The 25,848-nt window shown below is 41.2% G+C and carries 27 protein-coding genes, 1 rRNA gene and 1 pseudogene; 7 read left to right on the top strand and 22 right to left on the bottom strand.

The features are described 5' to 3' along the window. Positions 1–271, bottom strand: a 16S ribosomal RNA gene (locus LPA49_RS21055); the annotation flags it as partial. Between the two features lie 630 nt (positions 272–901). Between LPA49_RS21055 and LPA49_RS21050 the strand changes: the two genes are divergently transcribed. Further along, complete coding sequence (locus LPA49_RS21050; RefSeq protein ID WP_036974477.1) at positions 902–1,381, top strand: RNA-binding protein; 480 nt, start codon at positions 902–904, stop codon at positions 1,379–1,381. Here LPA49_RS21050 and murI read toward each other — a convergent pair. Together murI and LPA49_RS21040 are read right to left on the bottom strand one after the other, a co-directional pair. Continuing rightward, complete coding sequence (gene murI, locus LPA49_RS21045) at positions 1,344–2,138, bottom strand: glutamate racemase (protein ID WP_180311324.1); 795 nt, start codon at positions 2,136–2,138, stop codon at positions 1,344–1,346. The genes LPA49_RS21050 and murI overlap by 38 nt on opposite strands. 66 nt (positions 2,139–2,204) lie before the next feature. Beyond that, on the bottom strand, positions 2,205–3,320 hold the full coding sequence (locus LPA49_RS21040) for a DUF5610 domain-containing protein (protein ID WP_036974482.1): 1,116 nt from the start codon (positions 3,318–3,320) through the stop codon (positions 2,205–2,207). A gap of 164 nt (positions 3,321–3,484) precedes the next feature. On the opposite strand from LPA49_RS21040, the gene trmA reads away from it, so the two are divergent. Next, a complete protein-coding gene (trmA, locus tag LPA49_RS21035; protein WP_074989843.1) occupies positions 3,485–4,582 on the top strand; it encodes a tRNA (uridine(54)-C5)-methyltransferase TrmA in 1,098 nt (365 codons plus the stop codon). Between the two features lies 1 nt (position 4,583). Here trmA and LPA49_RS21030 read toward each other — a convergent pair whose 3' ends face one another. The 5 genes from LPA49_RS21030 to ccoG form a co-directional block, all read right to left on the bottom strand. Then, positions 4,584–5,039: a DUF523 domain-containing protein gene (locus tag LPA49_RS21030; protein WP_036974523.1), complete on the bottom strand. Its 456-nt coding sequence runs from the start codon at positions 5,037–5,039 to the stop codon at positions 4,584–4,586. A gap of 59 nt (positions 5,040–5,098) precedes the next feature. Then, positions 5,099–5,737, bottom strand: a complete 639-nt coding sequence (locus tag LPA49_RS21025; protein WP_036974485.1) for a thiol:disulfide interchange protein DsbA/DsbL — start codon at positions 5,735–5,737, stop codon at positions 5,099–5,101. A gap of 19 nt (positions 5,738–5,756) precedes the next feature. Then, a complete protein-coding gene (locus tag LPA49_RS21020; protein ID WP_036974487.1) occupies positions 5,757–6,380 on the bottom strand; it encodes a thiol:disulfide interchange protein DsbA/DsbL in 624 nt (207 codons plus the stop codon). Positions 6,381–6,412: 32 nt separating this feature from the next. Further along, positions 6,413–7,387 (bottom strand): serine/threonine protein kinase, encoded by a 975-nt coding sequence (locus LPA49_RS21015; protein ID WP_036974489.1) that lies wholly within the window; start codon positions 7,385–7,387, stop codon positions 6,413–6,415. A 66-nt stretch (positions 7,388–7,453) separates the two neighbouring features. Beyond that, positions 7,454–8,884 (bottom strand): cytochrome c oxidase accessory protein CcoG, encoded by a 1,431-nt coding sequence (ccoG, locus tag LPA49_RS21010; RefSeq protein ID WP_036974491.1) that lies wholly within the window; start codon positions 8,882–8,884, stop codon positions 7,454–7,456. A 281-nt stretch (positions 8,885–9,165) separates the two neighbouring features. Between ccoG and LPA49_RS21005 the strand changes: the two genes are divergently transcribed. Then, complete coding sequence (locus LPA49_RS21005; protein WP_074989845.1) at positions 9,166–9,525, top strand: hypothetical protein; 360 nt, start codon at positions 9,166–9,168, stop codon at positions 9,523–9,525. Beyond that, a complete protein-coding gene (locus LPA49_RS21000; RefSeq protein ID WP_075593175.1) occupies positions 9,525–9,728 on the top strand; it encodes a hypothetical protein in 204 nt (67 codons plus the stop codon). Before LPA49_RS21005 ends, LPA49_RS21000 begins: the two co-directional genes overlap by 1 nt. Here the strand turns inward: LPA49_RS21000 and LPA49_RS20995 are convergent. The 13 genes from LPA49_RS20995 to gspC all read right to left on the bottom strand — a co-directional run bounded on the left by LPA49_RS20995 (position 9,725) and on the right by gspC (position 21,759). Continuing rightward, positions 9,725–10,339: a UPF0149 family protein gene (locus LPA49_RS20995; protein ID WP_036974495.1), complete on the bottom strand. Its 615-nt coding sequence runs from the start codon at positions 10,337–10,339 to the stop codon at positions 9,725–9,727. The two genes, LPA49_RS21000 and LPA49_RS20995, sit on opposite strands and share 4 nt — an antisense overlap. 23 nt (positions 10,340–10,362) lie before the next feature. Beyond that, complete coding sequence (locus LPA49_RS20990) at positions 10,363–11,121, bottom strand: type II secretion system protein N (RefSeq protein WP_075593177.1); 759 nt, start codon at positions 11,119–11,121, stop codon at positions 10,363–10,365. 3 nt (positions 11,122–11,124) lie between these two features. Further along, a complete protein-coding gene (gene gspM / locus LPA49_RS20985) occupies positions 11,125–11,598 on the bottom strand; it encodes a type II secretion system protein GspM (protein ID WP_036974499.1) in 474 nt (157 codons plus the stop codon). Next, the gene (gspL, locus tag LPA49_RS20980) at positions 11,595–12,806 is read right to left on the bottom strand and encodes a type II secretion system protein GspL (RefSeq protein WP_230237722.1); all 1,212 of its coding nucleotides are present in this window, start codon (positions 12,804–12,806) and stop codon (positions 11,595–11,597) included. Before gspL ends, gspM begins: the two co-directional genes overlap by 4 nt. Continuing rightward, complete coding sequence (gene gspK / locus LPA49_RS20975; protein WP_074989848.1) at positions 12,803–13,795, bottom strand: type II secretion system minor pseudopilin GspK; 993 nt, start codon at positions 13,793–13,795, stop codon at positions 12,803–12,805. Before gspK ends, gspL begins: the two co-directional genes overlap by 4 nt. Beyond that, positions 13,792–14,409 carry a type II secretion system minor pseudopilin GspJ gene (gene gspJ / locus LPA49_RS20970; protein WP_230237721.1) on the bottom strand — a complete coding sequence of 206 codons (618 nt, stop codon included), beginning with the start codon at positions 14,407–14,409 and terminating at the stop codon, positions 13,792–13,794. The genes gspK and gspJ overlap by 4 nt, the downstream gene beginning before the upstream one ends. Next, on the bottom strand, positions 14,409–14,783 hold the full coding sequence (gene gspI / locus LPA49_RS20965) for a type II secretion system minor pseudopilin GspI (RefSeq protein WP_036974508.1): 375 nt from the start codon (positions 14,781–14,783) through the stop codon (positions 14,409–14,411). The genes gspJ and gspI overlap by 1 nt, the downstream gene beginning before the upstream one ends. After that, positions 14,783–15,382 (bottom strand): prepilin-type N-terminal cleavage/methylation domain-containing protein, encoded by a 600-nt coding sequence (locus LPA49_RS20960; RefSeq protein ID WP_081759816.1) that lies wholly within the window; start codon positions 15,380–15,382, stop codon positions 14,783–14,785. Before LPA49_RS20960 ends, gspI begins: the two co-directional genes overlap by 1 nt. Before the next feature lie 52 nt (positions 15,383–15,434). Further along, a complete protein-coding gene (gene gspG, locus LPA49_RS20955) occupies positions 15,435–15,857 on the bottom strand; it encodes a type II secretion system major pseudopilin GspG (protein ID WP_036974512.1) in 423 nt (140 codons plus the stop codon). Between the two features lie 75 nt (positions 15,858–15,932). Beyond that, positions 15,933–17,168 carry a type II secretion system inner membrane protein GspF gene (gspF, locus tag LPA49_RS20950; protein WP_036974513.1) on the bottom strand — a complete coding sequence of 412 codons (1,236 nt, stop codon included), beginning with the start codon at positions 17,166–17,168 and terminating at the stop codon, positions 15,933–15,935. Between the two features lie 2 nt (positions 17,169–17,170). Next, a complete protein-coding gene (gspE, locus tag LPA49_RS20945) occupies positions 17,171–18,736 on the bottom strand; it encodes a type II secretion system ATPase GspE (RefSeq protein ID WP_036974514.1) in 1,566 nt (521 codons plus the stop codon). After that, entirely contained in the window at positions 18,729–20,792 is a 2,064-nt protein-coding gene (gene gspD, locus LPA49_RS20940; protein WP_074989851.1) for a type II secretion system secretin GspD, read from the bottom strand. Before gspD ends, gspE begins: the two co-directional genes overlap by 8 nt. Positions 20,793–20,814: 22 nt before the next feature. Beyond that, positions 20,815–21,759, bottom strand: a complete 945-nt coding sequence (gene gspC / locus LPA49_RS20935) for a type II secretion system protein GspC (RefSeq protein ID WP_036974516.1) — start codon at positions 21,757–21,759, stop codon at positions 20,815–20,817. A gap of 209 nt (positions 21,760–21,968) precedes the next feature. Between gspC and hslR the strand changes: the two genes are divergently transcribed. The 3 genes from hslR to LPA49_RS20920 all read left to right on the top strand — a co-directional run bounded on the left by hslR (position 21,969) and on the right by LPA49_RS20920 (position 25,050). Next, positions 21,969–22,388, top strand: coding sequence for a ribosome-associated heat shock protein Hsp15 (hslR, locus tag LPA49_RS20930; protein ID WP_036974518.1), 420 nt, complete (start codon positions 21,969–21,971; stop codon positions 22,386–22,388). Positions 22,389–22,400: 12 nt separating this feature from the next. Continuing rightward, complete coding sequence (hslO, locus tag LPA49_RS20925; RefSeq protein WP_075593180.1) at positions 22,401–23,246, top strand: Hsp33 family molecular chaperone HslO; 846 nt, start codon at positions 22,401–22,403, stop codon at positions 23,244–23,246. A gap of 265 nt (positions 23,247–23,511) precedes the next feature. Continuing rightward, on the top strand, positions 23,512–25,050 hold the full coding sequence (locus tag LPA49_RS20920; RefSeq protein WP_036974522.1) for a phosphoenolpyruvate carboxykinase: 1,539 nt from the start codon (positions 23,512–23,514) through the stop codon (positions 25,048–25,050). Between the two features lie 680 nt (positions 25,051–25,730). Here LPA49_RS20920 and LPA49_RS20915 read toward each other — a convergent pair. Next, positions 25,731–25,848, bottom strand: a pseudogene (locus LPA49_RS20915) (IS110 family transposase); the annotation flags it as partial.

The raw sequence follows: 25,848 nt of genomic DNA, 5'->3' as shown, positions 1-25,848 counted from the left end.
GTGAGCCATTACCTCACCAACTAGCTAATCCCACTTGGGCTGATCTTATGGCGCGAGGCCCGAAGGTCCCCCGCTTTGGTCCGAAGACATTATGCGGTATTAGCAGTCGTTTCCAACTGTTGTCCCCCACCATAAGGTACATTCCCAAGCATTACTCACCCGTCCGCCGCTCGTCAGCAGAGTAGCAAGCTACTCTCTGTTACCGCTCGACTTGCATGTGTTAGGCCTGCCGCCAGCGTTCAATCTGAGCCATGATCAAACTCTTCAATTAAAAGTTTTTTCTGTCCTTCCCATGAGGGAGCGGACATGCTCAATGAATTCTGAATTTATTTAACATCTTTCGATGTTGAATTGACTGTGCTGAAATAAGTAAACTTATTTCCGTTGGTCACTCAGTTTAAATTGAGACTCTAAATTTTTTTGTCTTACTACCTAGTAGCTCGACTGTTAGAACTCAATCTGTACGAGTGCCCACACAGATGATTGCTTTATATTGTTAAAGAACAGTGCGACTTCGTCGCTAGGGATGCGTATAATACATCCTTATTTTTTAGAGTCAACACTTAATTTTAAACTTTCTTTTGAAGATTTAAAACCGAAGTTTTACTTAACTCTCTGCTACGTTGCTCAGCGTCTTTCGTTGCTGTCTCCCGTCTCAGTGGGGTCGCATTATAGGGAGATCCAAAAACAGATCAACACTTTTTTTCGATCTTTTTATCGTTCGCTCACAAAGTGAACTAAAATTACCGAAAATAACAAAAACAGTCGCAATTATGGCTGTTTTTTAAGCCAATATTCATAATTTAATGCAAATTTCATTGCTATGTTCATTTAACGCGTTAAGATAGCAAGTTCACAATGTTAAATTAATGTTTATTTCCTGTTTATTGGTAGATCAAAAATGAAATTACCCGATCAAAAATCTTTTCTTTTCTCTGTTATTCTTGCTGTATTAGGGTTTGTTATTGTTAAGTTTGCATTTTCGAGCTTAGCTTTAGACCCTGCGTTGCTATTTGGTGCAGGCTTATTAATTGGTGCTTTAGTTATTGCAGCACTCTCATCAACGGCAAGTGAGGAGGCTGAAGTAAAAACAAAAACACTTTATGTTGGCAACCTTCCTTACCGAGCGAATGAAGGTGTTGTACGCGCTTTATTTGAAGAACAAGGTAAAGTCTTTAACGTTCGTTTATTGAAAGATAAAAACACTGGTAAACGTCGTGGCTTTGGTTTTGTTGAAATGGCTGAGGCAGATGCTGACAATGCAATTAATCAATTAAATGATAGTGAGTTCCAACAACGTACTTTAAAAGTACGTGAAGCAAAACAAAAACAAGAGAACGAGTCTAATAGTTTCCGTGAGGAATCTGATCAATCAGCGTAACAAGCTCTACGCTTAATTGCTGGTGACTAATCGGAGCCGTTGCATAATAGTGGAGCGGCTTTTTTTTGTCTGTTGCTAAATTTAATTGCTGCGTTGTAATAATACTACTGACACGATTTGCAATTGCACGGCCTGAGTCAATCAATTTAACGCGTTTGTCGTAATAGTTATTTATTGCATGGGCTAATAAAGGAAAGTGTGTGCATCCGAGTACTAATACATCAATATCATCTGCAATAGCGAGTTCAGCCATTGCTTCGTTGAATTCGGCTTTGAGTAGTTTTTTACTATGAAACAGTGTTTCTGCAATTTCCACCAGCTTAGTCGAAGCGTACAAGCTCACTTTTGTACCTTGACTGTGTGTCAAAATTAACGTCTCGGTGTATTTGCTTTTTGTAGTCGCGGGCGTGGCAAGTAAACCAATGTGCTTCGTATTACTTATGGCACATGCTGGCTTTATAGCAGGCACAACCCCCACAACTTCAATACTTGTATAGCGTCGAATAACGTCTAACGCAGATGTCGATGCTGTATTGCAGGCAATCACTAATATATCAACATGCAACGCATGTGTGTCTATAAAGTGTAATAGCCCTAATAAGCGTTGAATGATTGTTTGCGAAGTTTGCGCACCATAAGGCAGAAAGGCATTATCCATAAAATAGCTATAATCTGCATTCGGGATCAAAGCCTGGATCTGTTCAAGCACAGTTGTCCCACCAATACCTGAATCAAACACCATTATATGGACTGACAAACTACTTACCTCGGATCATGAAAGGCAAGCAGTTTGCCATGTGACTATCTAAAAAGAAAGCGAAGACTAGTTCTGTTCATTGGCTGAACGTAGTGTATTCATTTGCTCGAACATCGCTTTGGTATAATCAACCAATTTACTGACTTCTTCTTTATCTTGATTTAACCATTGCAAAATTCCGGCAAGTTGATTTTGCAAACCAATATCACCAGCTTTATTAAAGGCTTCTTTTAAGTCATCGTTAAAAGGGGCGACCTTTTCTGCAACTTCTTTCTCTGGCGTTGGTTTATATTCTTCGTACCCTTTTATAGCTGCAACTGTTTTGGTTTGCTTCAAATCCATCGAAAAACCGACTAGCTGCTCATTACTCAAGTTAAGCTCTTTAGCTTGTTCAAAGGCTTCATCGAGTGAGCCTGAGAAAAATGTTTCGCTAACGCCTTGTAAGTCTTCCATCAACTCGTTAATGGCCTGCTGCTCTTGCTCATTAAGATCGCCATTCACTGACATAGAAAAAGATAAGTCACGTGATTGTGACGATTCACTGACATACGCTTCGTTGTCACCGTTTTTACTGTAGCTACTAGCGGACTTGCTCTCATATGCATCTGCAAAGCTAATACTGACTTCATCACCTTCGGCTGTGGTAAATGTATATTCAGCATTATTACTTAAGCTCACGTACTGTGCTTGGCTAACCGTCACGGCATTAGGTTTAGGATTAAATAAGTCTTCTTCAAGCTCATCAATACCTTTAAAGATACCTTCTTTCGATTTTTCGATACCCTCTTCGATATCGTCATTTAAGATGCCTGATTCTTTAAGTTCATCATAGGCATCATCGATTCCCATTTGTACGCCTTTGCGTGCCTCGCCTAACATGCCTTTTAACTTTTCATCATCAGCGCCATCTGCTTTTGCTTTACGCAGCGCACCACCAACAAAATTAAGTACATTTTTAACGATCTCATCAAAATCAAACAGGGGTTTATCTTTCTTTTCTTCTGCTTTAGGTAAACCAAGTGCTTGTGCAAGTTTATCGTCGAGTACTTTTGCAGCCAGTTCGCGGCCACGTTGTTGATAGCTATCTTGACGATTTTGAATGGTAGGCTGCTGCACAGACTGTTTACCATTGTATTTATTCAGATTTGTATTAGGCATATAGCCTAGGTTGCCAATTTTCATGATCCGACTCCATTTTATGGTTACCTCATTATCGGCCAAAAATCGCATAACTTAAGTTTTTTGTACAAAAAAACGACACTAAAATAAATAACAAAACTAGACAAATCCTCTCTGCTCCCTACAATAGCGCCGACAAATAGCTAAGAGATAAAAGGTAATCAGCCATGGCGGTTATAAAAATTGATACAACTCAATATGATGCACAATTGAGTGAGAAAGAGCAGCGCATCACGTCACAGTTTAGGCGCTTTGGTGTAAACACATTAGAAGTGTTCAGCTCTGATCCAATTCACTACCGTCAACGTGCAGAGTTTAGAGTGTGGCATGAGGGCGACGATTTATTCCACATTATGTTTGATCAGCAAAGCAAAGAGAAAATTCGCGTTGATGAATTTGATCCCGCCGCGCCACTCGTTGGCGAAGTGATGCAGGTGATGATTGAAAACTTAAAAGGGTGTGAGGTACTTCGCCGCAAGTTATTCCAGATTGATTACCTCTCTAGCTTAAGTGGTGAAATTCTTGTTAGTTTGCTTTACCACAAACCTTTAAACGATGAATGGCTAATTGCGATTAAAGAGCTTAAAGCAAAATTAAGCAGCCAGTTTAAAATCGACTTTATTGGTCGTGCACGTAAGCAAAAAGAAGTGATTGGGAACGACTATGTCGTTGAACGATTAAACGTAAATGGTAAAGAACTCATTTATCAGCAAGTAGAAAATAGCTTTACTCAACCAAACGCAAAAGTAAACATTAAAATGCTGGAGTGGGCACAAGCGTTGTGTGAGCCCCTTAATAATGATTTGCTAGAGCTGTATTGTGGTAATGGTAACTTTTCAATTGCACTAGCCGGTTCATTTAACCGAGTGCTTGCGACTGAGATCTCAAAGTCATCGGTTTATTCTGCGCAGTACAATATTGCTCAAAACAAAGTCGATAATTTAGATATCATTCGTATGTCGAGTGAAGAGTTTACACAAGCCATGAAAGGCGAACGTACTTTTTCACGTTTAGACGGTATTGATCTAAACAGCTATAACTGCCAAACAATTTTAGTCGACCCTCCTCGAGCGGGGATGGATACTCTTACCTGTGATTTGGTGGCGAACTACGACAACATTATCTATATCTCTTGTAATCCCGAGACATTAGAACGAGATCTTGATCACCTTTGCAAAACACACGAAGTGAAACGTTTTGCGATTTTTGACCAATTCCCCTATACACATCATATTGAGTCTGGCGTCTTTTTACAGCGTAAATAACTTAAACTTTTGCCAGCGCAGCCAATAGCGCTGGCAATTGTTGTTCACTGAACACCTGTATATTATTGTCACTAAGTAACTTTGCAGTTAAACCCATTCCTCGAATCTTTTGCCCTGTGTGACTTCCATCATAAATATAATTACGTCCACATGACGGACTAGACTCTTTGAGTAGTGCGAACCGAATCCCTTGTTCTTTGCATACGCGTAATGCTTGCTGTGCACCCGCTTTAAACTCTGCGGTGACGTCATGCGCATCCTGTGTTAATACTCTACCCTGGCTAATTTCAGCAGGCGCTCTTGGTGTAGGTAGACCACCCGCAACCTCAGGACAAAAAGACACAATACGCCCTTGCTGCTTCAGTGACTCTAATCCAGGATGTAATAAGTTTTGTGATTGACCGTCATAGCGTACCGGCTTTCCTAGTAAACAACTCGACACTAAAAGTTTTTTCATTTCTTCACCAAACAAAAAAGCTCCGCGAGCGGAGCTTTTACATAATATTTTCGAGTCTCTTACTTAGCTGCTAAGTAATTAATTAGCTCAGCCATGCTTTTTGCATCGGTAATACCTGAGTCTGCACCTAAGATTAAACGATACTTACCATTCACAATAAAGGTTGGTACGCCTTTTAAGGCTCCTTTTTGTTGATAGTACTCTTGGTCGCGTTTCATTTTCGCTGCTATCGTACGTACTGAAAAACTGTTGTAGTACTTTTCAAAATCTTCAGCGGTTACACCTTGCGATACGAAAATATCTTTCATATCTGCAAGCTCATTAATACGCGCACGTTTACCATGAATGTGGTCAAAAATTGCACCAACTAACGCATCGCTATTTGGGAGTACTGTTGCTGTTGCATAACCTTGCGCAAGCACTGTTTGGATCTCAGGATCACGAGGACCAACAAAATTAACGTGATTCTTTTTAAATTTAACGCCGTCTTTAAGCATTGGCTTAAGCTCAGCAACAATTGGCTCGAAGGTATTACAGTGAGGACAGTAGAATGAAAAAAACTCGGTCACTTCAGGCTTTTTAGAAGCTCGCGCATCAATTGTTTCATAATGCTTACCTTCTTCGTATTGCGCCGCACTCGCTGTGGCAACGAAACCTAGCGTCACGGCCACAAATGCAGCTTTAACTAATTTGATCATTATTCAATCACTCCAAAAATTATTGTTCTAATAAAAACTTTACTAACGCATCAAGCTGCTCTTGGCTCTTGATGGTATTTATATTAATTTTATATTTATCATTCACGATAAAGGTCGGCACACCCGTTAACGCCCCCATCTCTGAGTATTTATTCTGTTTGTCTTGCATCGCTTTTTCTGCACTGATCACAGGCATGCTAGCAATTTCAGAGTCAAACACATCGCCGCTAATACCATTTGTCGCCAATAATGCTTTCACGTCTTTAATATTTTGCAGCGGTGCACGTTGAATATGAATGCTGTGAAAAATTTGGTCGGCCACTTGCTCACCTTTACCATGTTGCTTTGCAATTAGGTAAGCATAACTTAGGTTACTTTGTGTTTGTTTCGATACACCACCTAAAAAGTTAACGTGATTCTTAACAAACTCAGTGCCTTCAGGCAGCGTTGAGGCCAGTGCTTTCGCCACTGGTTCAAACTTAAAACAGTGTGGACAGTAAAATGAGAAAAACTCAGTTACTTGTGGTGTAGCACTCTTTTTAGTGTTTAGTACTTCGTATTGATTACCTGCTTCAAAGTCAGCTGCCAGTGCTGCAAAAGGTAAACATAGAATGAGTAGACTTAATTTTAATTTTTTGAACATTGTTTTCTCGTCTTTACTTATCTTTTAAAAATTTATGGTAATAATTTTAACGGTGGTTCTTGTAGCGCTGCAAGCTGTTCTTTTAACGCGAGTATTTGCTGCTCCCAGTATTTGTCTTCTGCGAACCATGAAAAGTTCCGTGGGAATGCAGGATCATCCCAACGTTTTGCTAACCACCCCATGTAATGCACCATGCGCATCGCGCGTAATGGCTCAATTAATTTCAGCTGGCTGTGGTCAAAATCACAAAACTCTTCATACGCTGCTACCAAGGTGTCTAACTGTAACAGTTGATTGTTACGATCGCCACTGAGCATCATCCATAAGTCTTGAATTGCAGGACCTTGTCTGCTGTCATCGAGGTCAACAAACATCAGTGCATCACCCGCCCACAAAATATTGCCCGCATGGCAGTCACCATGTAATCGAATTGTCTCTACATTTTTATATTGGGCTGTGGTTTCTTTAATAACCAAATCCAAAATCGTATAAAAAGCATTTTCTAATGACGTTGGCATCAAGTTACTTGCTTGTAACTGAACTTTAGCTGTCTGAAGGTACTCTTCACAACTGATCACTGGGCGATGATTAAATGAAGATGCTTTTGCAACTTGATGCATACGACCAATTAAACGGCCTAACACATCGAGTTGATCTAAGTTATCAACTTCGAAAATACGCCCGCCCACACTGGGAAATAACGCAAATAAATAGCCGTCATGCTCAAAGAGGCTTTTCCCGTCCTTTACTACGGGCGCAACGACGGGAACTTCTGCATCAGCAAGTTCAAAAGCAAACGCATGCTCTTCTAATATTTGTTCTTTGCTCCAACGCTCAGGACGATAGAATTTTACAACGTATCGGTAACCGTCTTCTGCTTTAAACTGATAAACGCGATTTTCATAGCTGTTTAAAGCAAGTAATCCTGACTCAGCATAGATCCCAATACTTTCAACTGCGTCCAAAATTGAATCGGGTGTGAGGTCAACAAAGCTAAATTTACTCATAGTGTCCCATTATATAAAAAAAGCGGGAAAACCCCGCTTTTTATTGTATTTGCTCAGTGTACTGAATTATTGCGCCTTAAAGAAGTTACTAGGCTGCGAAATCTGAATATCAGGCTGCCCCTCCACCGAAAGTATAAACTCGAATTTTGTCATCGGCTTTTTCAAATCGTACGGATCAACCACTAATGACAAGGGCACGTTATAAGATTCACCTGAGGGCACAGTGAATGTTTGTTTGCCTATATATTCAAAGTTATTTAAGCCTTCCACTGTAATATTAAACGTTTGCTCGTATTGCGCTTTGTTAATCACTTTAAGTGTGTAGGTGTTTTCAACCAAGCCATTGAAGTCAACTCGGTATAGCTGATTACGGTCGCGGATAATATCAAGCTCCATTGGTTTACGCATGGCAATATTTGCCACGAGAGCCCCGGTTAACACAACAAGGATAACAAGATAACCAATCAATTTAGGTCGCAAAGCATGCGTTTTATTTTCAGGGGTTTCTAAGTTTCGCTCTGTGGTATATGAAATGAGCCCACGTGGGTAATTCATTTTATCCATTACACCATCGCAAGCATCAATGCAGGCACCGCAGTTGATACATTCATATTGCAAACCGTTGCGAATATCTATCCCTGTCGGGCACACTTGTACGCATAAGTTACAATCGATACAGTCACCGAGTCCTAACTCTTTCGGATCTTGTTTACGTGAACGAGGACCACGATTTTCGCCACGAGATTCATCATAACTTACTGTAAAGGTGTCTTTATCAAACATGGCCGACTGAAAACGCGAATAAGGACAGATATGTAAACACATAATTTCACGCATCCACCCTGCATTGCCGTATGTACACACAGCAAACAATGCGATACACCCATAAGAATAGGCGGTGGCATCCAAAGTAAAAACATCCGGAAGTAGCTGGCGTATAGGTGTAAAGTAGCCAACAAAGGTAAACGCTGTATACAATGAAAACAGCCACCAGCTGCTGTGTTTTGCCGTTTTACGCCAAAACTTATCAAAGTCCATGGGGCGTTGATCTAACTTCTTACGCTGGTTTGCAGTGCCTTCAAACTTTTCTTCGAACCAAATAAAAATAAATGTCCATACCGTTTGCGGACATGTGTAACCACACCAGACTCGGCCATAAAATGTGGTGACGAGGAACAGCGCAAAAGCTGCAAGCATAAGAATAAACGCAAGAATGGTTAAATCTTGTGGCCACAGAGTGAGGCCGAAGATATTAAACTTTTGGCCTACTAAATCGAACAGCACAGCTTGCTGTCCGTGGAAGTTAATCCAAGGTAAAAGCATAAATGCAAGCATGCCAACGAAACCAATTCGTCGCCTTAACAGCTGATGCAAGCCTGTTACTGCTCTTACATAAATTCGATTGCGTGGATTAAATCTATCATCATGGGAAGCGTTTTCCGGTTTTTGGATTTTTACTTCCGTTGGGATGTTTTTAACCTTAATTTGTTTATCCATCAAAATTCCTCAACGCCACTAGGAAATAAACTCAAACTGATGTTTGCAGTTAAATAGGTTATAAAGCCAATACGACAAATTAGAATGCATCTCATTTCGTTCAGAGTTTTCTGAAATTTCCAACCTATCGAAAGTATTATACTCAATCTCTCAAAAATTTCAGGGAATGATCTAAAATATGAACTTTTTAATTATTTCATCGTATATTCTTGCTTTTAAATCAGCCATTTTATTAAACTTGTCCCAATTCCTTCTTTATTTAGATCAAAGTTCTGTGTGCTATGAAAAAATTTATCATTTTAGTACTTATTATTTTAGCATTGTTCACGATTGATCACCCTTTGATCAAAGAACCCAGAGAACGGTTGTTAGGTGATGGGGTTAACGTACTTTCAGATTTTAGCCAAGTTAACCGCAGCCCCGCCGCGAATATGGCGAAGAACACGATTAAGTCACAGCTTAATTTATCGAGTTCAGAGCGTGAGTACGTCGAAGAGGCTTTTTTGAATGACGATAAACTGCAAATCTTTCATTTACATTATTGTCGTGAAAAAGATATTAACTTATATTTCTATGGTGAACGCCTAGAACGTGTTTGTAATATTGTTTCGGATGCACTTGAAGAAAGGTTAAATAAATAATGGATTTTTCTGCGCTTAATAAAAAAACCAGCGATTCATTTGCTAAACAGCGCAATATGCTAAAAAAGTTAGCAAAAGGACAGACTATGCATTGTGAAACATGCAAAGGAGTCCTTACCTTAAACCTACAGACTGAACAGCCTGGCAAAGGCATTGTTCGTTGTGCAAAAGGCTGCACAGATATTGTGTTAGAGCTTGCTTAGCCCCAGCCTTCATCATTATAAAGCTGGCTATTTACTGCAACGGCTTCGATTAACTCAGCAAAGCCTGCTGCAAACTCATTCATCACTTCATACTGCTGTTGACATAACAGCCCTTCGGTTAAACCATGCTGATTGGCAATCGATGCTATATCAGCTGAGTCGAGTATAAAGAAACACAAACTTTGCTGTGCTGTCTCAAGTGCTTCTTTTAATTCACTCGCTAGTTGTGGCGCAGCTAACAATTTAGCAATATAGCCCTGCGCCCCAAGCATAAAGCCTTGGCTCCAATGCTGACACTCTTGCATATCAAGGTACGGCTGCTGAGCAGAATTAAATTGCAAACTTACGGGTAAGCTGTATCCGGTTTCAAATACGTGTTCACTGATTTGCTGATATAGCGCCATAAACGCAAACAATACCTGCTCATCCATTTGCCCATCACAACCAGGGACAACTTGCTCAAGCCACTGATGAACATCCAATGGCTCGGGCGCACAAATAACGGCAAATAAATAACCGTGTGTTTGTGCTAACGATAGCGCGTCTTTTTGCTCAGCAAGAAAGCGTGCTAATAAGGCGCTTTGCTCTTTTGAAAACTCAGGAATTTGCATAATGCCTTCAATTAAAGTCGTGTTTATAAATTAAGTGGATAGCGTCCTTCGCTATCTGGACGCCCTAAAAACTTCGCAGCGTCATGCACTTCTTTTGGTAGACTGGCTTCTGGTTTTATATACCCTGCCACTTTAAAATCTAAATTGGCTTTTAGTACAGCATCAGCCTCAAGACCTAAGCGATTTTCAGGGTCAACCAAGACAGCTATATCGCCTGATTTACAACTAAGACGGCCGCTCAGTGGGCCAACACTAAACCAACCATTAAGTCCTTGAACATCGATATTGGGACTGGCAATCTCACCCATTAATGTTTCACAATACGGCTGACCAGAGCTGAACTCATCGAGATCAACAATCACACGCCCTTGTGCACTAATTGGCAATGGCAATTTTAAGCGCGCCATCGCACGCTCAACGCTCAAACGTAGTGTGGTATTTTTTACCACAACAGCTTGATTGAACAACCCATACGAAAAATCAGCATGGCCCGAAATATCTGTTTTATCACGCGGATCACCAAAGCGCACTGTACCAACGAGTTTGCCCGTCAACAATGACCAGCCAGATAACTTCCACCGTACATTATTAAGTTGCTCACCATCAAAACGTACCTGCATTATGCGACCATCCCAAAGCGAACCACTGGCTTTGCCTAGTTGCAATTGTTTTGGTAAATGCGGTGCAGCTAAATCTAGTGCAATTGCAGCGGGTGTTTTTATAAGCGTAAACACCAAAAAACACATCACAAATACTGTGACTAATAAAATAATTCTTTTCATCGTCTACTTCTCTAGTACCAAACGACTGACACGAACAAAACCAGACTTATCGTCTTTACTAATGTCTAAGTTTTCAATCAGTACACCTTGTGAATTAACTAATTCATCAAGCCACTCAACCAACTTGTTAAACTCGACAGAATCAATAGTTAAACGCAGTGAATTATCATTTGGTTGCATTTTACTGATGGTGATCTGATAACGATTTCGCGTGCTATTCACAATTTGACTTAAGCTGCGGTCATTCGCTACTCGTGCACTGCCACTGGCCTTTAACTTAACAATGCTCTCATCAACCCATGCCAGCAATTCTTGTTGTTTTATCGTGTCTTGTTCTGCTTTTTCAATCGCCGCATTTAACGGCCTAAAGATTCCCATCACAAGGATAAAAATAACAAAAATCACCCCAGCGACGACAACAAGTTGTTGTTCTTGCTCTTTTAATGAACGCCAGTAACTAATTAATTGGTTTTTCATGCCGCACCTCGCAACTTAATTTCACCGACGACAAAATCACCATCATTATTTAGTGAGCCTTGATCAACCGTTAAGCCTCGCTGTTCTAAAATTGCTTTTACTTTTCCAAACGATTGGAAATCTTTACCACGTGCACGAATACGTAACTCGTTGCGGCCTTCGTCATAACGCAAAGTTTCTGGCGTGAAGTCTTTTACTTCACTAAAAATAGTCACTAAGTCATTAGTCAAATCTAAGAAACCAGCGGTACTTCCGCTATCGAGCAATGCGAGTTCATTACGAATTTGACTACGAATCAACTGTGGGCGTACTTTCTTATTAGGAAAAGCGCGCTGATAGTTAGTCACAACTTGTGCCTTCGTTTTCTCAAGTTGAGTATTTAGTTTATATAACTCAAGGGACTTAACCCCCACACTGCATACCAATGCAACCCCTGCGGCAATAGCGGCTTTTTGCCAGTATCCCCACCAAATGGCTGACTTTTTCTTTAATTGATATACACCTTGGCGTAGATTAAAACTAATTTCAGGGAGTTGTTTCGCAAATAAAGCGAGCGGTAAATCATACAGCTCCGTTTTTGCCTCAAGATTAACTGATTCAGGGAACCCGGTGGCTGGACTAAAATGTGCAACATCTGGGTGGCCCATTGCGGTCAAATAACCATCTAGCCAGTCTATTTCAACAGCTGCAATATGCCAGTGACCTAATTTACATAACCATTGGCCATTGAGTTCAACGGTACGCAGGGTATTCTCATTGTCGACTCGAGGAAGTAATAATGCGTCAGGTAACACTTTAAATACTTCAATATCATGCTCATTGAATGTAGTAAGCCACTGCTCAAACCACTCACGATCGGTCATGGCGATATTAACCGCATGCTTTTCATCTATGAGTGTAGGCTCAGCAATCGCAATAAATAGGTCGTCGACATCACACGCGATATCTTCTTCAAGCATATAGGGCAATGCCTGCTCTAACTTACGACTCCATTTAGTCGGCAATTCAACTGTTTTTAGCTGAATTTGATCACTCGGTAAAAGAGCAACCACTTCACGGGTTTGTGCTTTTTCAGTTAACTCACCTAATTGTGCTGCACTGGCGATTTCGCCGCTCGCAATTATTTCTTGTTCTGTCGGTGAGTAAATTAGCCAACTAAGGCTATCTTGTAATGTTTGACCCGCACGGATCAACAATATTTCTGTCACTGTACGCCTCCAAATTTTCGCGCCAGTATCGTTACTTTACCATTATTGGCATGGAGTAAGGTGGTCATCGAAAAACGCAACTCTGCAAATTCAGCTTGCGTTTGTAGTTTAAAATAATCACTGTTGATGGTGAACAAGTCTTTAACAGCTTCGACGTTTTGTGCGCCTTGTTGATTAACTTGTTCAAAAAATGCGTTCATATCATCAAATCCCTCTTCAGGGCGAGACGATAATACACTTTCTGCGCCTGATAAACTGAGGCCATCAATAAGCGAGCTTAGAATAATGGCACTTTCATTAGGCAAGGTATTTACATTAATCGCTAAAAGTTCACTGTCTGGTATCACACACACAAAGGGCAATACTTTTTCCATCACTAATGGATTGAAGCCTTTAACTAAACGCAACTCTGATGTTGAAGCAAAAAAGCTGTTTGCAGTCATGTAGGGATACTTACGCGATAAGTACTCATCTTCTTCTGCACCTGAGCGATAAGTAATACTGTCTTCATCGAGCCAGTCATAGACGCTGTCAGCCATTGCCTCTTCAGACTCATCTGCGGGTAAGTCTTCAATATTCTCAAGTAAAGCTAACAATGCTTTGTGCGCTGGGTTCGTTTTATTAGCCGAGCCGGTTTGTTGCACAGGTTTTGTGCGTAAAGCATTTAAGTTCAAGCACGCTTGCAAATCCGTAATCGTGCCACTTAACGTGCCATTATCAACAGGGTAAGGAACCCCACCTTGCTGCGCCCAGACTTGCCCTAGATGAATTTTATCAGGGTCATCTTTTTTAGTTTGTTTAATCGCTTTAATCGCCAGTTCTTCAGCAGCAAAAGCATACCACTTAGCTTGCTGATGACTTTGTATATTAGTACTACGCTGCACTTGCACCATCAGGTTTGCACTCATTTCGACCGCTAGCATAGCGGCTAATGCGACAATAAATAAAACAATAACAAGTGCGGCACCTTGAGAACGTTTAATCATCATGGCTGAGTACTCACTACACCTTCACCGGGCACTAAAAAGACTCGACGAATAGGTTCTTGTTCTATTTTTTGAATGGTCACGGCAACAGCCTTCGGTAATGCAGCGACTTGCCACTGCTCTTGCCATTCGTCTTTATCATCAAGAAATTCAAACTTCAGATCTTCAATATCTTCTAGAATAACTTGCGAACGCGGTTCCATATTATCGAGCTGATCAACATATACTCGGTATATGCGCTCTAGGTTATCATCGATAACACGATAACCAACAGCTTGTAACTCAGAGCGCGGCAGCAAGTTTATTGGATTAATCCACCCATCACGCACAAAACCAATGCCATCATATTGACTGTTAAATACATAACGCCCAGCAAGAATGTAACCTTCTTGAAAGTCTCCCGCCTCATTGCGTACTTGACGTTTCGTCATTTGGCTAAAGTCTTGGTCCATAAGACGAAATACCGTTTGAAAGCCATTGAGCTCTGCGATTGTCTCATCTGAGGCTTCTTTAGCCTTGGTGGTTGATTCTAAGATTTGATGAGTCGATAACACCACAAACGCTAAAATGCCCATTGCGACGATAACTTCAAGTAAGGTAAACCCGCGTTGCTTCACTACTTGTCACCTTTGTTTAAATAAGTAACAAGTTCATAAATGGGGTATTCTAGTTTTTCGTCAGCAAACACATTAATAGTGACTTTCACGAAGCTTTTATCTGCCGTAGCAACGACATCTTGACGCCAATACCACTCATAACCAGCCAATGTCTCACTGCCTTTAGTGCCATTTTTGCCCGCCCACTTATCACCTTTTGTTCGCTGCTCAACTATGACATTTTCAGCAACCCATGATGCATATGTTTGCTCTTCAATCGTCGACAAGTGATTGATGTGTTCACCCGTTGCCTGCATTGCAGCAATACCCGCCATGGCACAAATAGCCAAAGCAACCATGACTTCAAGTAAAGTGAAACCCGCTGACTTAGTCATTACTCTGGCTCCATACGAAGTTTAACAGGAGCCATGAACTCGCCTTCGATAAAATACTGCGGTTCACGCTCCTCTTTCAGCTCATACACTAACTGAAAAGCACTGACTTCTCCTGAAGAAAGGATCAGTACCTGTGGAATCTTTAACTTTTTAAGTTCTAATAAACTATCTTCGTCACCGCCGCTCATCAATTCACGCCAGTTCGATTGCTCAAGTAAGTTATCTTGTGCCCATGCCAAATCTTCGAGATTCAAGGTTAATTTAAAATCTTCGTCTACTTTAATAGGCGCAAACAATTTTTCACGATCGAAGGTGACCCACTTTTCACCATCAAATACTAAAAATTCAAATACATTTTGATCTAAATGAAAGCCTAACTCGACCTGATTTAAGATGGCAAATTCAGATGCCATATTAATCGTGGTGTGTAATCTGAGCGCTTGTTTTTCTAATTTTTCTTCTGCACCACCATCAAAACTGTAGGCCACCATTTTAGTGACAAACCCTATCACCACAAGCACCATTAATATTTCGATGAGGCTAAAACCTTTTGCGTGCTTAGCACGCCCAGCCAAACGTAAACGATTAAGGCTTACCATAATAGTAAGCCTTGATGTGTATAAAAGGTAAACATCTGGCTGAGTTTACGCATTATTGCTTTTCTTCATCCCAGTTACCGATGTCATCATCGGTGCCAGCTTCGCCATCTGGACCCATTGAAAAAATATCAATTTTACCAATTTCTCCTGGGCTAATTAGTTGGTACGGATTGCCCCATGGATCTTCAGGTAACTTTTCAATAAAACCACCATCTGGAAAACGTTTTGGAACCGGCTCGATGCTCGTTTTAGTAACAAGCGCTTCTAGACCCTGTTCTGTAGTTGGATAGGCTTTATTCTTCAGCTTATAAAGGCTCAACGCATCTTCAATTTGTTGAATATCTAGGTGTGCTTTGTCGATCGCTGCCTCTTCTTGTTGGCCCATAATGTTTGGTGCCACAATTGACATAATCATACCGATGATAACCAGTACCACCATGACTTCTAATAATGAGAAACCTGACTGTTTGTTCACAAAAATACCTCTAATTTTCTTCAATAATTTATTATAAAGCGACAGCTACTGGCTGTTGCTCTACCGTTCCCTAATTTAAAGTCCTACTGCCTTATTCATTGCCATAATTGGCTGCAGTATTGCCATAACAATAAACAAGACAATGACCGCCATTGATGCAATCATCGCTGGCTCTAAAAGTTTTAAAGACACGTTGACCATGCTTTCAAACTCACGATCTTGATTATTTGCTGCTCGCTCAAGCATTTGCTCAAGTTCACCTGACTTTTCGCCACTTGCGATCATGTGCAGCATCATAGGTGGAAAAAGTTTCGTTTGTTGTAAAGCAGCACGAAGGCTCGCCCCTTCACTGACTCGGGTGGCCGCATCTTGCACCGATTTTTTCATTTTCTCATTAACCAATACCCCACCAGAGATACGCATACCTTCGAGTAAGGGAACGGAGCTTGAAGATAAAATACTTAACGTGCGTGCGAATCGAGCGGTATTCACCCCTCTCGCGACTTTACCTATACCAGGCAAGTAAAGTACTTTTTCATCAAACCAGTAACGAATTTTTGGTCGTTTGAGTGCATGCTTAATTCCCACTGAGAGTGCAGTGATAATTATTAAACTAATAAACCAATAATTTTGTACAAAGTTACTGGCTGCCATAACCCACTCTGTCGTCCAAGGAAGTACTTGTTTTGACTTTTCGAATGTTTTTAATATTTTGGGAACCACCGTGCCCAATAACACTGAAACAATTGCGATAGCAAACACAACAAGAATGATTGGATATACCATCGCTTGTGTTATTTGACTACGCATATGCTGACGTTGTTCCGTGTAATCAGCTAAACGATTTAATACTTGATCTAAGTGGCCCGATTTTTCACCGGCAGCCACCATGGCACGATATAAATCATCAAATACATGCGGAAACTCACTCATACCATCTGCGAGTGTGTAGCCTTCAACAACTTTTGAGCGTACAGACATGAGCATACGTTTTAAACGCGGTTTTTCACATTGCTCAGCGACGGCCATTACCGCCCCTTCGACAGGTAATGCTGACTGAATTAAGGTGGCAAGTTGACGAGTAATCAGCGCTAAATCTGAGGTCGATATTTTTGGTTTGAAAAAACCGCTAAATAATGACTTTTTAGCCCCTTTAACTTGCTTTTCACCCTCTGCGGCAGCGACAACCTCTAAAGGCATCAGGCCTTGGTCACGTAATGTTTGACGTATTTGCTTTACCGTATCGGCTTCAAGAATGCCTTTTTTCTCTTTACCTTTACCATCCAGGGCGCGGTACTCAAATGCAGCCATAATTAACCTTCCTCACGCGTTACACGCAAGACTTCTTCTAAGGTTGTACGGCCTGCCAACACACGGCTACAGCCATCTTGACGAATACTTGGGCTACGAGTACGAATGTACTTTTCAACACTTTGTTCGCCTTTACCGCTGTGGATCATTTCACGAATAGCCTCATCAACAACCAGTAATTCATGAATCCCCGTACGGCCACGATAACCATTAAAGTTACACTCTTCACAGCCTACAGCACGGTAAATCGTCGGTGGCTCAGCAGGGTTAACACCTAATAACTGGCACTCTCGCTCGTCGGCGACATGCCCTTCTTTACAGCTATTGCATAAAGTACGCACTAGACGTTGTGATAACACACCCAGCAAAGAAGAAGACAACAGGAAAGGTTCTACTCCCATATCTTCCATACGGGTAATCGCACCCGCAGCGGTATTGGTATGTAAAGTCGACATAACTAAGTGACCCGTTAACGACGCTTGCACACCGATTTGTGCGGTTTCAAGGTCTCGGATCTCCCCCACCATGACGACATCAGGGTCTTGACGTAAAATTGCACGCAATCCCCGCGCAAAGGTCATATCTACTTTGGTGTTTACTTGTGTTTGACCAATCCCAGGTATTTCGTACTCAATCGGGTCTTCAACCGTCAAAATATTACGGTCACGTGAGTTTATTTGACTCATCCCCGCATACAAAGTGGTACTTTTACCAGAACCTGTGGGACCAGTTACCAAAATAATACCGTGAGGCTTACTGATGAGATCAGCGAACAATTCGCGATTTCGCTCGGTCATCCCCAAATCTTCAAGATTTAAGCGCGCATTATTTTTATCAAGTAAACGCAGTACAACACGCTCACCAAAACTTGATGGCATCGTTGATACACGCACATCAACAGCACGTCCAGCAATACGTAAACTTATACGCCCATCTTGTGGAATACGCTTTTCTGCAATATCGAGCTTTGCCATAACCTTAATACGTGACACGAGTAAGGATGCAAGTTTACGATTTGGTTTTAAAACTTCTTTTAAGACACCGTCTACCCTAAAGCGAATTACTAACTCTTGCTCAAAGGTTTCAATGTGAATATCTGAAGCACCCTCTTTAATTGCCTCACTGAGCATGGCATTAATGAGTTTAATAATAGGTGCGTCATCATCCCCTGCGAGTAAGTCTTCTGTTTGCGGTAGTTCATCCGCTAAAGAAAATAAGTCAACTTCGTTGCCAATATCTTCCATCATTTGCTGTGTTTCAGAACTATCGCGTTGATAAGAAGCCTCAAGTAACAGCTCAAATTTGTCGTCTGGCAACTGCTCGAGTGAAAAACCACGCCCCGCAATACGACGTACTTCAAGTAAAGCCGTTACGTCTAATTCGCCGCGATAGAAAACAGTCCAATTATCACCATTTTTACTTAGCAAGACACCAGCACGACGCGCATATGAAAACGGTAAGCGCTTTGCAGGCAAGCTAACAAGATCATCACTTGTTAAGAGCTCATCATGGTCAATAGACGCACTCTGCGCTAACTCGTCATTAATCTCTGTAATTGCATCAGTCATCTTTACGATCATCTGCGTTTTGTTGTTTCAGGTATTCTTCATACGTTGGCGGTAATACCAATGCATCATTCCATTCTGGTAAGATTGGCATATCAGTTAATGGCATTAAATCAATCCCATCTTCTTTTTGTTTATGCTGCTCACCACGGATGAAGTTATATTTTGAATGACTTAACTTATTCATGCTCATACCATCACGAACAATCGTCGGACGAATAAATACAATTAAGTTACGCTTGCGCTTACTGGTACTGGTTGAACGGAATAAGTGCCCTAAAATAGGAATGTCACCTAACAATGGAACTTTCGAGACACTTTCTTGTACGTCTTCATCAATTAAACCGCCTAACACGACCATGCCACCATCATCGGCCATAACGGTGGTTTTAATCGCACGCTTATTCACTGAGATATCGACTGAAGTTGCACCACTTACGCCAGAGACTTCTTGCTCAATCGTTAACTGAACCGCCGAGCCATCATTAATTTGTGGTGTTACTTTGAGTTTCACACCCACTTCTTGACGCTCAACCGTTTGGAATGGGTTAGAGTTATTTGAACCCGTTTGTGACCCAGTGATAATTGGTACTTCTTGACCAACGATCATCGACGCTTCTTCGTTATCCATGGTGGTGACAGAAGGCGTTGCAAGAATATTTGAATTGGTATCTGTTGAAACGGCTTGGATAATCGCACCCCAGTCATTTTTCACAATACCCATTGCAAGACCGTTAATACCACCGAGTAACGCACCAAGTGGCCCTAAGTCACCTTCCTGTGTCTCTGAGGTATTTGTAACATTACCGGTTTCTGTACCAACAACCGTCCCTTGAATCGTTTTATCACGTGCTTGCTCTGCCGCAACAGCCAATGAGCCAACAGGCACTGTTGTGCCGTTGTTAAACTGCATCATTCCGCCTTGCTCTGAAATCCATTGCAAACCAAAGTTAATGCCATCGGCCTCAAGAACCTCAACAATAATTGCCTCAACTAGCACCTGTGCACGACGAATATCTAAGCGCTCAATAACTTGCTCAAGTGAGCGCATCGTATCTGGCTGGGCTGTAATAACCAACGAGTTTGAATCAGGGTGCGCTTCTATGCTTGTTTCATTCTGACTGCGTGAACGAGCTTTCGTTGCGCCACCTTGGCCATCTTCAGCGAGTGTTTTACTCACACCTTGCAATACTTTTACTAAATCTTCTGCTTTTGCATAATTTAAGTAAATGACCTTGGTATTACCTTGATTCTCCAGCTCATTGTCTAAGCGGCTGATTAACTCAACAGCACGCGTACGGGCCTGCGCCTCACCACTAACAATCACACTGTTAGTACGACCATCGGCAACCACTTTCGGAATCAAAAATTCAGGGATGCTGCCTTTACCACTATCTTTATAAATATTGTCAACAACAGAGACAACATCATCCGCTGTAGCAAACTTAAGTTGAACAATATCAACTCGCTTATCACCGGCTTGGTCAACTGAACGGATGATTTCAACTAAACGATTTACAGAGGCAGCGTGGCCGGTAAGCATCATTACGTTAGCGGCGTTGAAGTTAGCAACATGCCCCCCGTCTTTTTGATCGCTAAACTGACGAACTAACGGACCTAACTCTTGTACGCTTACATTCTTAACTCGCACAACACGCGTGACCATCATATCGCCACTGGCTTGGTTATCTTCCGTCACTAAAGGGACGTTCGATTTTTTAGCGTCAGAGCTTTTCTCAATTTTAAGAATGCCGTTATCCATCTCAACAGCTGAATAACCGTATACTTCTAATACATTTAAGAAAAATTGATAGTACAGCTTCTCATCCATTAACTCATAACTGCGCACATTAACTTTGCCGCGCACGTTCGGATCGATGATCACTGTTTTATTGAGATTTTTACCCACAATATTAATGAACTCATTAATATCGGTGCCTTTAAAGTTTGCAGCATACTCAACAGCCGAAACTGAGAGCGATAATCCTGTTAATAAAAAAAGCGCTGCATACTTAGCTAACCCTTTTTTGATTTTTGTGAGGTGTAGCGCGTGAACCATTCTATAAAAACTCCAAAGCTAATTATTGCAGGCTAAATTGCACATCAATTTGCTCACCATCACGCTCGATAGTGATACTTGCGTCAGTACTATTACGTAATTCATTTATTGCTGACATTGCCTGTTTTAAATCATTTAATTGATAGCCATTAATCGCAATGGCTAAATCATTATTCATTAATCCCATCTGCTTAAATAATGCCGGGTCTTTACCAGGGCTTAAGCGATAACCCACCAGTTCACCGTCGACCATCGCTTGCGATACACGAATGTAGTCGAATAATTTACCAGGGTCGTTTAATACTTCTTCACGCGTTTCAATAATCGCTTCTTTGACTTCTTGATCTTCAGTCGCATTGATTTCATTGTCCGCATCGATATCCTGAGGACCTTCTTCTAATTCTGGCTCTTGTTGCTCAGCCAAAACAGGCATAGAAACTGTTTTTGTAAAATCGAGTCCATCAAGCATTAATGTTTCAAAGCGACCACTTACATCCAAAATAACACGATCAGGTAAGACTTGTGCGAGCTTCGCTCGAGTGCCTTGAATTACATCATCAACAACATACGTTTCTTGTTTTCCTTGAGACTCTATTATAGCCAAACCAGCTTGATCGTTTTGGCTAACAGCCACGATACCCGTTAGATTAATACTTAAACGAGTTTCAGGGGCATTGTTAATAACTTGCGTTTGCTTTGCGGCAGGTTTTTTAGCTTCAACAACCACTTTACCGAATAAATGTTGTTCAAGAATTTGTCGTGAATTGACTGTTTCGATGCGTTTCGCAGTCATCGTTGTTCGACTTGCGGGCAGTGCTTTTGTATCAGGTTCAGGCCACAACAACCAGAACAACTTCGAGGATAAAAAGGCAATATAAACAACAACTAACAGCACAACTAATGCACTTAGCTTGGCATGAGGTAAGCCGTTTAAAAACTGTCTAACTTGTTGTAAGTGTTGATCCATATATTCTATTTCTTATTTTAATTTACTGCTTTATAGCAGGCCTATAGTACCTTTTCATTTTTCATTCAACAAGCACACGTATATTAAACTTTGTAAACAAGGTCGTTTCGACTAACAGGGGTAGCAAGGAAAAACTTTGACTGTTTCTTTATGATTAAGTTTCATGGTAAATTTTGCCTATACTCTAGCAGCTTTAAAAGAGCACAATTGTGTCAAAAGGTAACACTCAGCAGTCAAAAAACAGTCAAGACGAATTAAACGTCCGCCTTGATAAATGGTTATGGGCTGCCCGTTTCTATAAAACCCGCTCTGTTGCGCGAGACATGGTGCAAGGCGGTAAAGTGCATTATAATGGTCAACGAACAAAGCCCAGTAAAATCGTCGAGGTGGGCGCAGTCATAAAACTGCTGCAAGGAGTCGACGAAAAGGTAGTGACAATAGTGAAGGTCCTTGATAAACGTCAAAGTGCCCCCATTGCACAGACCTTATACCAAGAAACTCAAGCAAGTATTGAAAAGCGCGAAGCAAATGCAATCGCAAGAAAGAATAACAGCTTCTTTGCTCCACATCCTGATAGAAAGCCTGATAAAAAGCAAAGACGTGAACTGTTAAAAATGAAATCAAGTTAGGTAATGTAACACATGCAACAAGATTTACTTCATCGTTATATATTTGATCAACTCGATGTACGTGGTGAACTCGTACAAATTGAAAACACCTATCAAGAGATGATCGCCAACCATAATTACCCAGCTCCTGTTCAGGCACTCTTAGGTGAGTTGCTTGTTGCAACTTGCTTATTAACAGCCACCTTAAAGTTTGAAGGTGAAATTGCCGTACAGCTACAAGGTGATGGCCCTGTGAAATATGCTGTTATTAATGGTGATGATAAGCAAAATATGCGTGGTATTGCTCGCCTGCAAGGTGAAGTTCAAGGTAGTACTATTAAAGACTTGATTGGTAACGGTTATATGGTTATCACGATAACGCCAACAAAAGGTGAGCGTTATCAAGGTATTGTTCCGCTTGAACACGACACCTTAGATAAATGCCTCGAAAGCTACTTTGAGCAATCAGAACAATTGAAAACCCGTCTTTGGTTTGCGACTGAAATCACCGCAGGCTCAGCAAAAGCAGCCGGCTTATTCTTACAAGTTTTACCGGTAAATAAAGATAAGTCAGTAGAAGACTTCACTCACCTTGAAGCAATCAGTAATACCATTAAAGATGAAGAGTTACTTAATCTTGATGCTAATACTGTTCTTACTCGTCTGTATCATGAAGATAACCCTCAATTGTTCGAACCACAAAGTATCAATTTCCGTTGTGGCTGTAGCAGAGACAAGACAATTGCAGCATTAGTCAATATTGGTCAAGATGCTTTATTAGATGATGTAAAAGAAAAAGGTGAAGTTAAAATTAGCTGTCATTATTGCTTAAAAGATTACGTTTTTAACGAGCAGGATATTAAAGCAATTTTTAACTAAATGACCACTTAATAGTATTATTATATTAAAAGCCGCATTTGTTGCGGCTTTTTTCTTAATTTTTATGATACCGGTGTCATGAAAAAGCCCCATTTTATGACACCGGTATCATTGAAATTATTCATGTTTTTTACCAAATATATGTGTTTTTAGCCCCTTCAGACACTCGAATATCCCTAATCCTTCTGTTACTATTATTTCAGCTTAAGGGAAAACAAGAACCCCAGAGCTATCCCGTTCAATCTCACACAATTTAGGTATAAACATGACTGCAAACGCTACTCGTTTTGTCGATCTTACTGCAGCTGAACTAGTCGAACACGCGATTCGTCGTGGCGAAGGGACTTTAGCCGCTAATGGTGCATTTGTTGCTAACACTGGTCGTCGTACTGGCCGTTCTCCAAAAGACCGTTTTATTGTTCAAGAGCCAAGCACTGAAAACGAAATCCAATGGGGTAACGTAAACCGCCCATTCGATGCAGACAAGTTTGATGCGTTATGGGCTCGTGTAGAAGCTCATGTACAAAGCAACGACCACTTCATCTCTCACCTAGAAGTTGGCGCTGATCCTGAGCACTATTTACCAGTCGTTGTAACAACAGAAACTGCATGGCATCACATTTTTGCCAAAAACATGTTTATCGAACCTGAAACTTATAATGCATCTGATTTACCTCAGTGGCAGGTAATGAATGTTCCTTCATTTGTTTGTGACCCTGAACGTGATGGCACAAATAGCGATGGCACAGTAATCATTAACTTTGCACAACGCAAAGTGCTATTGGCTGGTATGCGTTATGCCGGTGAAATGAAAAAATCAATGTTCTCTGTACAGAACTTCCTATTACCTGCGAAAGGTGTATTACCAATGCACTGTTCAGCTAACGTAGGTGAAGCAGGTGACACAGCATTGTTCTTCGGTTTATCTGGCACTGGTAAAACAACACTATCTGCGGATCCGACACGTTTCCTTATCGGTGATGACGAGCATGGTTGGGCGCCTGGTAGCGTATTTAATATCGAAGGCGGTTGCTACGCTAAATGTATCGACCTTTCACAAAAGAACGAGCCCGTTATTTGGAATGCAATCCGTTTTGGTACTATCTTAGAAAACGTAGTACTTGATGAAAACCGCGTACCGGATTTCCATGACACAAGTTTAACTCAAAATAGCCGTGCAGCTTACCCACTAGAGCACGTAGAAAAACGTAAAGTTGAAAACCGTGCCGGTGAGCCAAAAGCCGTTGTTTTCTTAACATGCGACGTGAGTGGTGTATTACCACCTGTATCAGTGTTAACAGAAGAAGCAGCAGCATATCACTTCCTAAGTGGTTACACTGCAAAAGTAGGTTCAACTGAAATCGGTTCAACTAGCGATATCGAATCAACATTCTCAACGTGTTTTGGTGCGCCTTTCTTCCCTCGTCCTGCAGGTGTATACGCAGAGCTTCTTATGAAGCGTGTACGTGAATTTGGCGCTAAAGTATTCCTAGTAAACACAGGTTGGACTGGTGGTCCTTACGGTACAGGTAAACGCTTTGACATCCCAACAACACGTGCAGTAGTTGACGCTATTGTTTCAGGTAAGTTGTCAGATGTTGAAACGCAACACATCGACGTATTAAACCTAGACGTCCCTGTTGCTGTACCGGGTGTTGATAGCAAGCTTCTTAACCCAATCAACACATGGGAAGACAAAGAAAAATACGCAGAATATGCAAACAAACTTGCATCTGACTTCACTGAAAACTTCGCAAAATACGATGTTTCGGAAGCAATCAAATCTGCAGGTCCAAAAGCTTAATTTATAAGCCTTCCTAAATACTAAACGCCAGCATCATGCTGGCGTTTTTATTTGCGCTGTAATTCGTCTAGCTCAATGTGATGCCGTTAGTTATTAATGAGAGACGGATAGCGTGAGCTGAAGTAATCCATTTTAGAGGCGGCACTCCTATCCTACATGATCAATAGATCGTGATTAACAAGCGTAGCCGTGAATGTCTGTGGTTATATATGAAGGGCATAATCAGACACTTTCGGCACTCAAGTACCTCCTACTACGCGCTAATTAGGTTAGCGTAAAGTGAAGCAGCCCATTTTAGAGCCCTCCAATCTTGTCATCATGATTAAACAACGTTAGAACTGTGATTGAACATCGTTATTAAGAAGGGTAGGAACGGCTTTAGCCGTCAATGTCAGTGGTTATGTATGAAGGGCATAATCAGATACTTTCGGCACTAAAGTGCCTTATATGGACTCCTCCTATTGCACAATACCCTTCGTTAATTTTGTTAGACTGCGTACTTATATGCGGGCTCATAATGAGGAGCTACCTCGGCCCTATGATGTATTCGCGCCCTTGTGCCTCTTCTCCTACTCGGTGTTTTAACACACTAATCACTTTACAGGCTATCAAGGGTGGGTCTAACCGCTTAACGCAGGTTCTTGGTCAATACAGTTATTTCTGTTATCGAAGGCTAAATGTTAATTTGCTAGTAGGCTTGGTTCATAACGCGTGCCCTTTTTCAGCATGGCATACGCCGTCCGAACTGTTTTATTTGCTAACGCAATGGCGGCGCACTTCACACCGCGTCTTTCAACT

The sequence above is a fragment of the Pseudoalteromonas sp. MB41 genome, from assembly GCF_020966275.1.
In the GTDB taxonomy this organism is placed as follows: domain Bacteria; phylum Pseudomonadota; class Gammaproteobacteria; order Enterobacterales; family Alteromonadaceae; genus Pseudoalteromonas; species Pseudoalteromonas lipolytica.
Note: the sequence above shows the minus strand (reverse complement) of the source record. Positions and strands in the feature narration are given on the sequence as shown.

Bases quoted from the DNA above. Each gene is read 5' to 3' on its own strand.
- gspC (WP_036974516.1), bottom strand. From the start codon at position 21,759: ATGGATCAACACTTACAACAAGTTAGACAGTTTTTAAACGGCTTACCT.
- gspK (WP_074989848.1), bottom strand. From the start codon at position 13,795: ATGATGATTAAACGTTCTCAAGGTGCCGCACTTGTTATTGTTTTATTT.
- gspM (WP_036974499.1), bottom strand. From the start codon at position 11,598: ATGAAAAACCAATTAATTAGTTACTGGCGTTCATTAAAAGAGCAAGAA.
- LPA49_RS21000 (WP_075593175.1), top strand. From the start codon at position 9,525: ATGGATTTTTCTGCGCTTAATAAAAAAACCAGCGATTCATTTGCTAAA.
- LPA49_RS20920 (WP_036974522.1), top strand. From the start codon at position 23,512: ATGACTGCAAACGCTACTCGTTTTGTCGATCTTACTGCAGCTGAACTA.
- trmA (WP_074989843.1), top strand. From the start codon at position 3,485: ATGGCGGTTATAAAAATTGATACAACTCAATATGATGCACAATTGAGT.
- LPA49_RS21025 (WP_036974485.1), bottom strand. From the start codon at position 5,737: ATGATCAAATTAGTTAAAGCTGCATTTGTGGCCGTGACGCTAGGTTTC.
- LPA49_RS21020 (WP_036974487.1), bottom strand. From the start codon at position 6,380: ATGTTCAAAAAATTAAAATTAAGTCTACTCATTCTATGTTTACCTTTT.
- LPA49_RS21005 (WP_074989845.1), top strand. From the start codon at position 9,166: ATGAAAAAATTTATCATTTTAGTACTTATTATTTTAGCATTGTTCACG.
- LPA49_RS21050 (WP_036974477.1), top strand. From the start codon at position 902: ATGAAATTACCCGATCAAAAATCTTTTCTTTTCTCTGTTATTCTTGCT.
- gspF (WP_036974513.1), bottom strand. From the start codon at position 17,168: ATGGCTGCATTTGAGTACCGCGCCCTGGATGGTAAAGGTAAAGAGAAA.
- LPA49_RS21015 (WP_036974489.1), bottom strand. From the start codon at position 7,387: ATGAGTAAATTTAGCTTTGTTGACCTCACACCCGATTCAATTTTGGAC.
- hslO (WP_075593180.1), top strand. From the start codon at position 22,401: ATGCAACAAGATTTACTTCATCGTTATATATTTGATCAACTCGATGTA.
- gspD (WP_074989851.1), bottom strand. From the start codon at position 20,792: ATGGTTCACGCGCTACACCTCACAAAAATCAAAAAAGGGTTAGCTAAG.
- LPA49_RS20990 (WP_075593177.1), bottom strand. From the start codon at position 11,121: ATGAAAAGAATTATTTTATTAGTCACAGTATTTGTGATGTGTTTTTTG.
- gspI (WP_036974508.1), bottom strand. From the start codon at position 14,783: ATGACTAAGTCAGCGGGTTTCACTTTACTTGAAGTCATGGTTGCTTTG.
- ccoG (WP_036974491.1), bottom strand. From the start codon at position 8,884: ATGGATAAACAAATTAAGGTTAAAAACATCCCAACGGAAGTAAAAATC.
- gspE (WP_036974514.1), bottom strand. From the start codon at position 18,736: ATGACTGATGCAATTACAGAGATTAATGACGAGTTAGCGCAGAGTGCG.
- LPA49_RS21030 (WP_036974523.1), bottom strand. From the start codon at position 5,039: ATGAAAAAACTTTTAGTGTCGAGTTGTTTACTAGGAAAGCCGGTACGC.
- LPA49_RS20960 (WP_081759816.1), bottom strand. From the start codon at position 15,382: ATGGTAAGCCTTAATCGTTTACGTTTGGCTGGGCGTGCTAAGCACGCA.
- LPA49_RS21040 (WP_036974482.1), bottom strand. From the start codon at position 3,320: ATGAAAATTGGCAACCTAGGCTATATGCCTAATACAAATCTGAATAAA.
- LPA49_RS20995 (WP_036974495.1), bottom strand. From the start codon at position 10,339: ATGCAAATTCCTGAGTTTTCAAAAGAGCAAAGCGCCTTATTAGCACGC.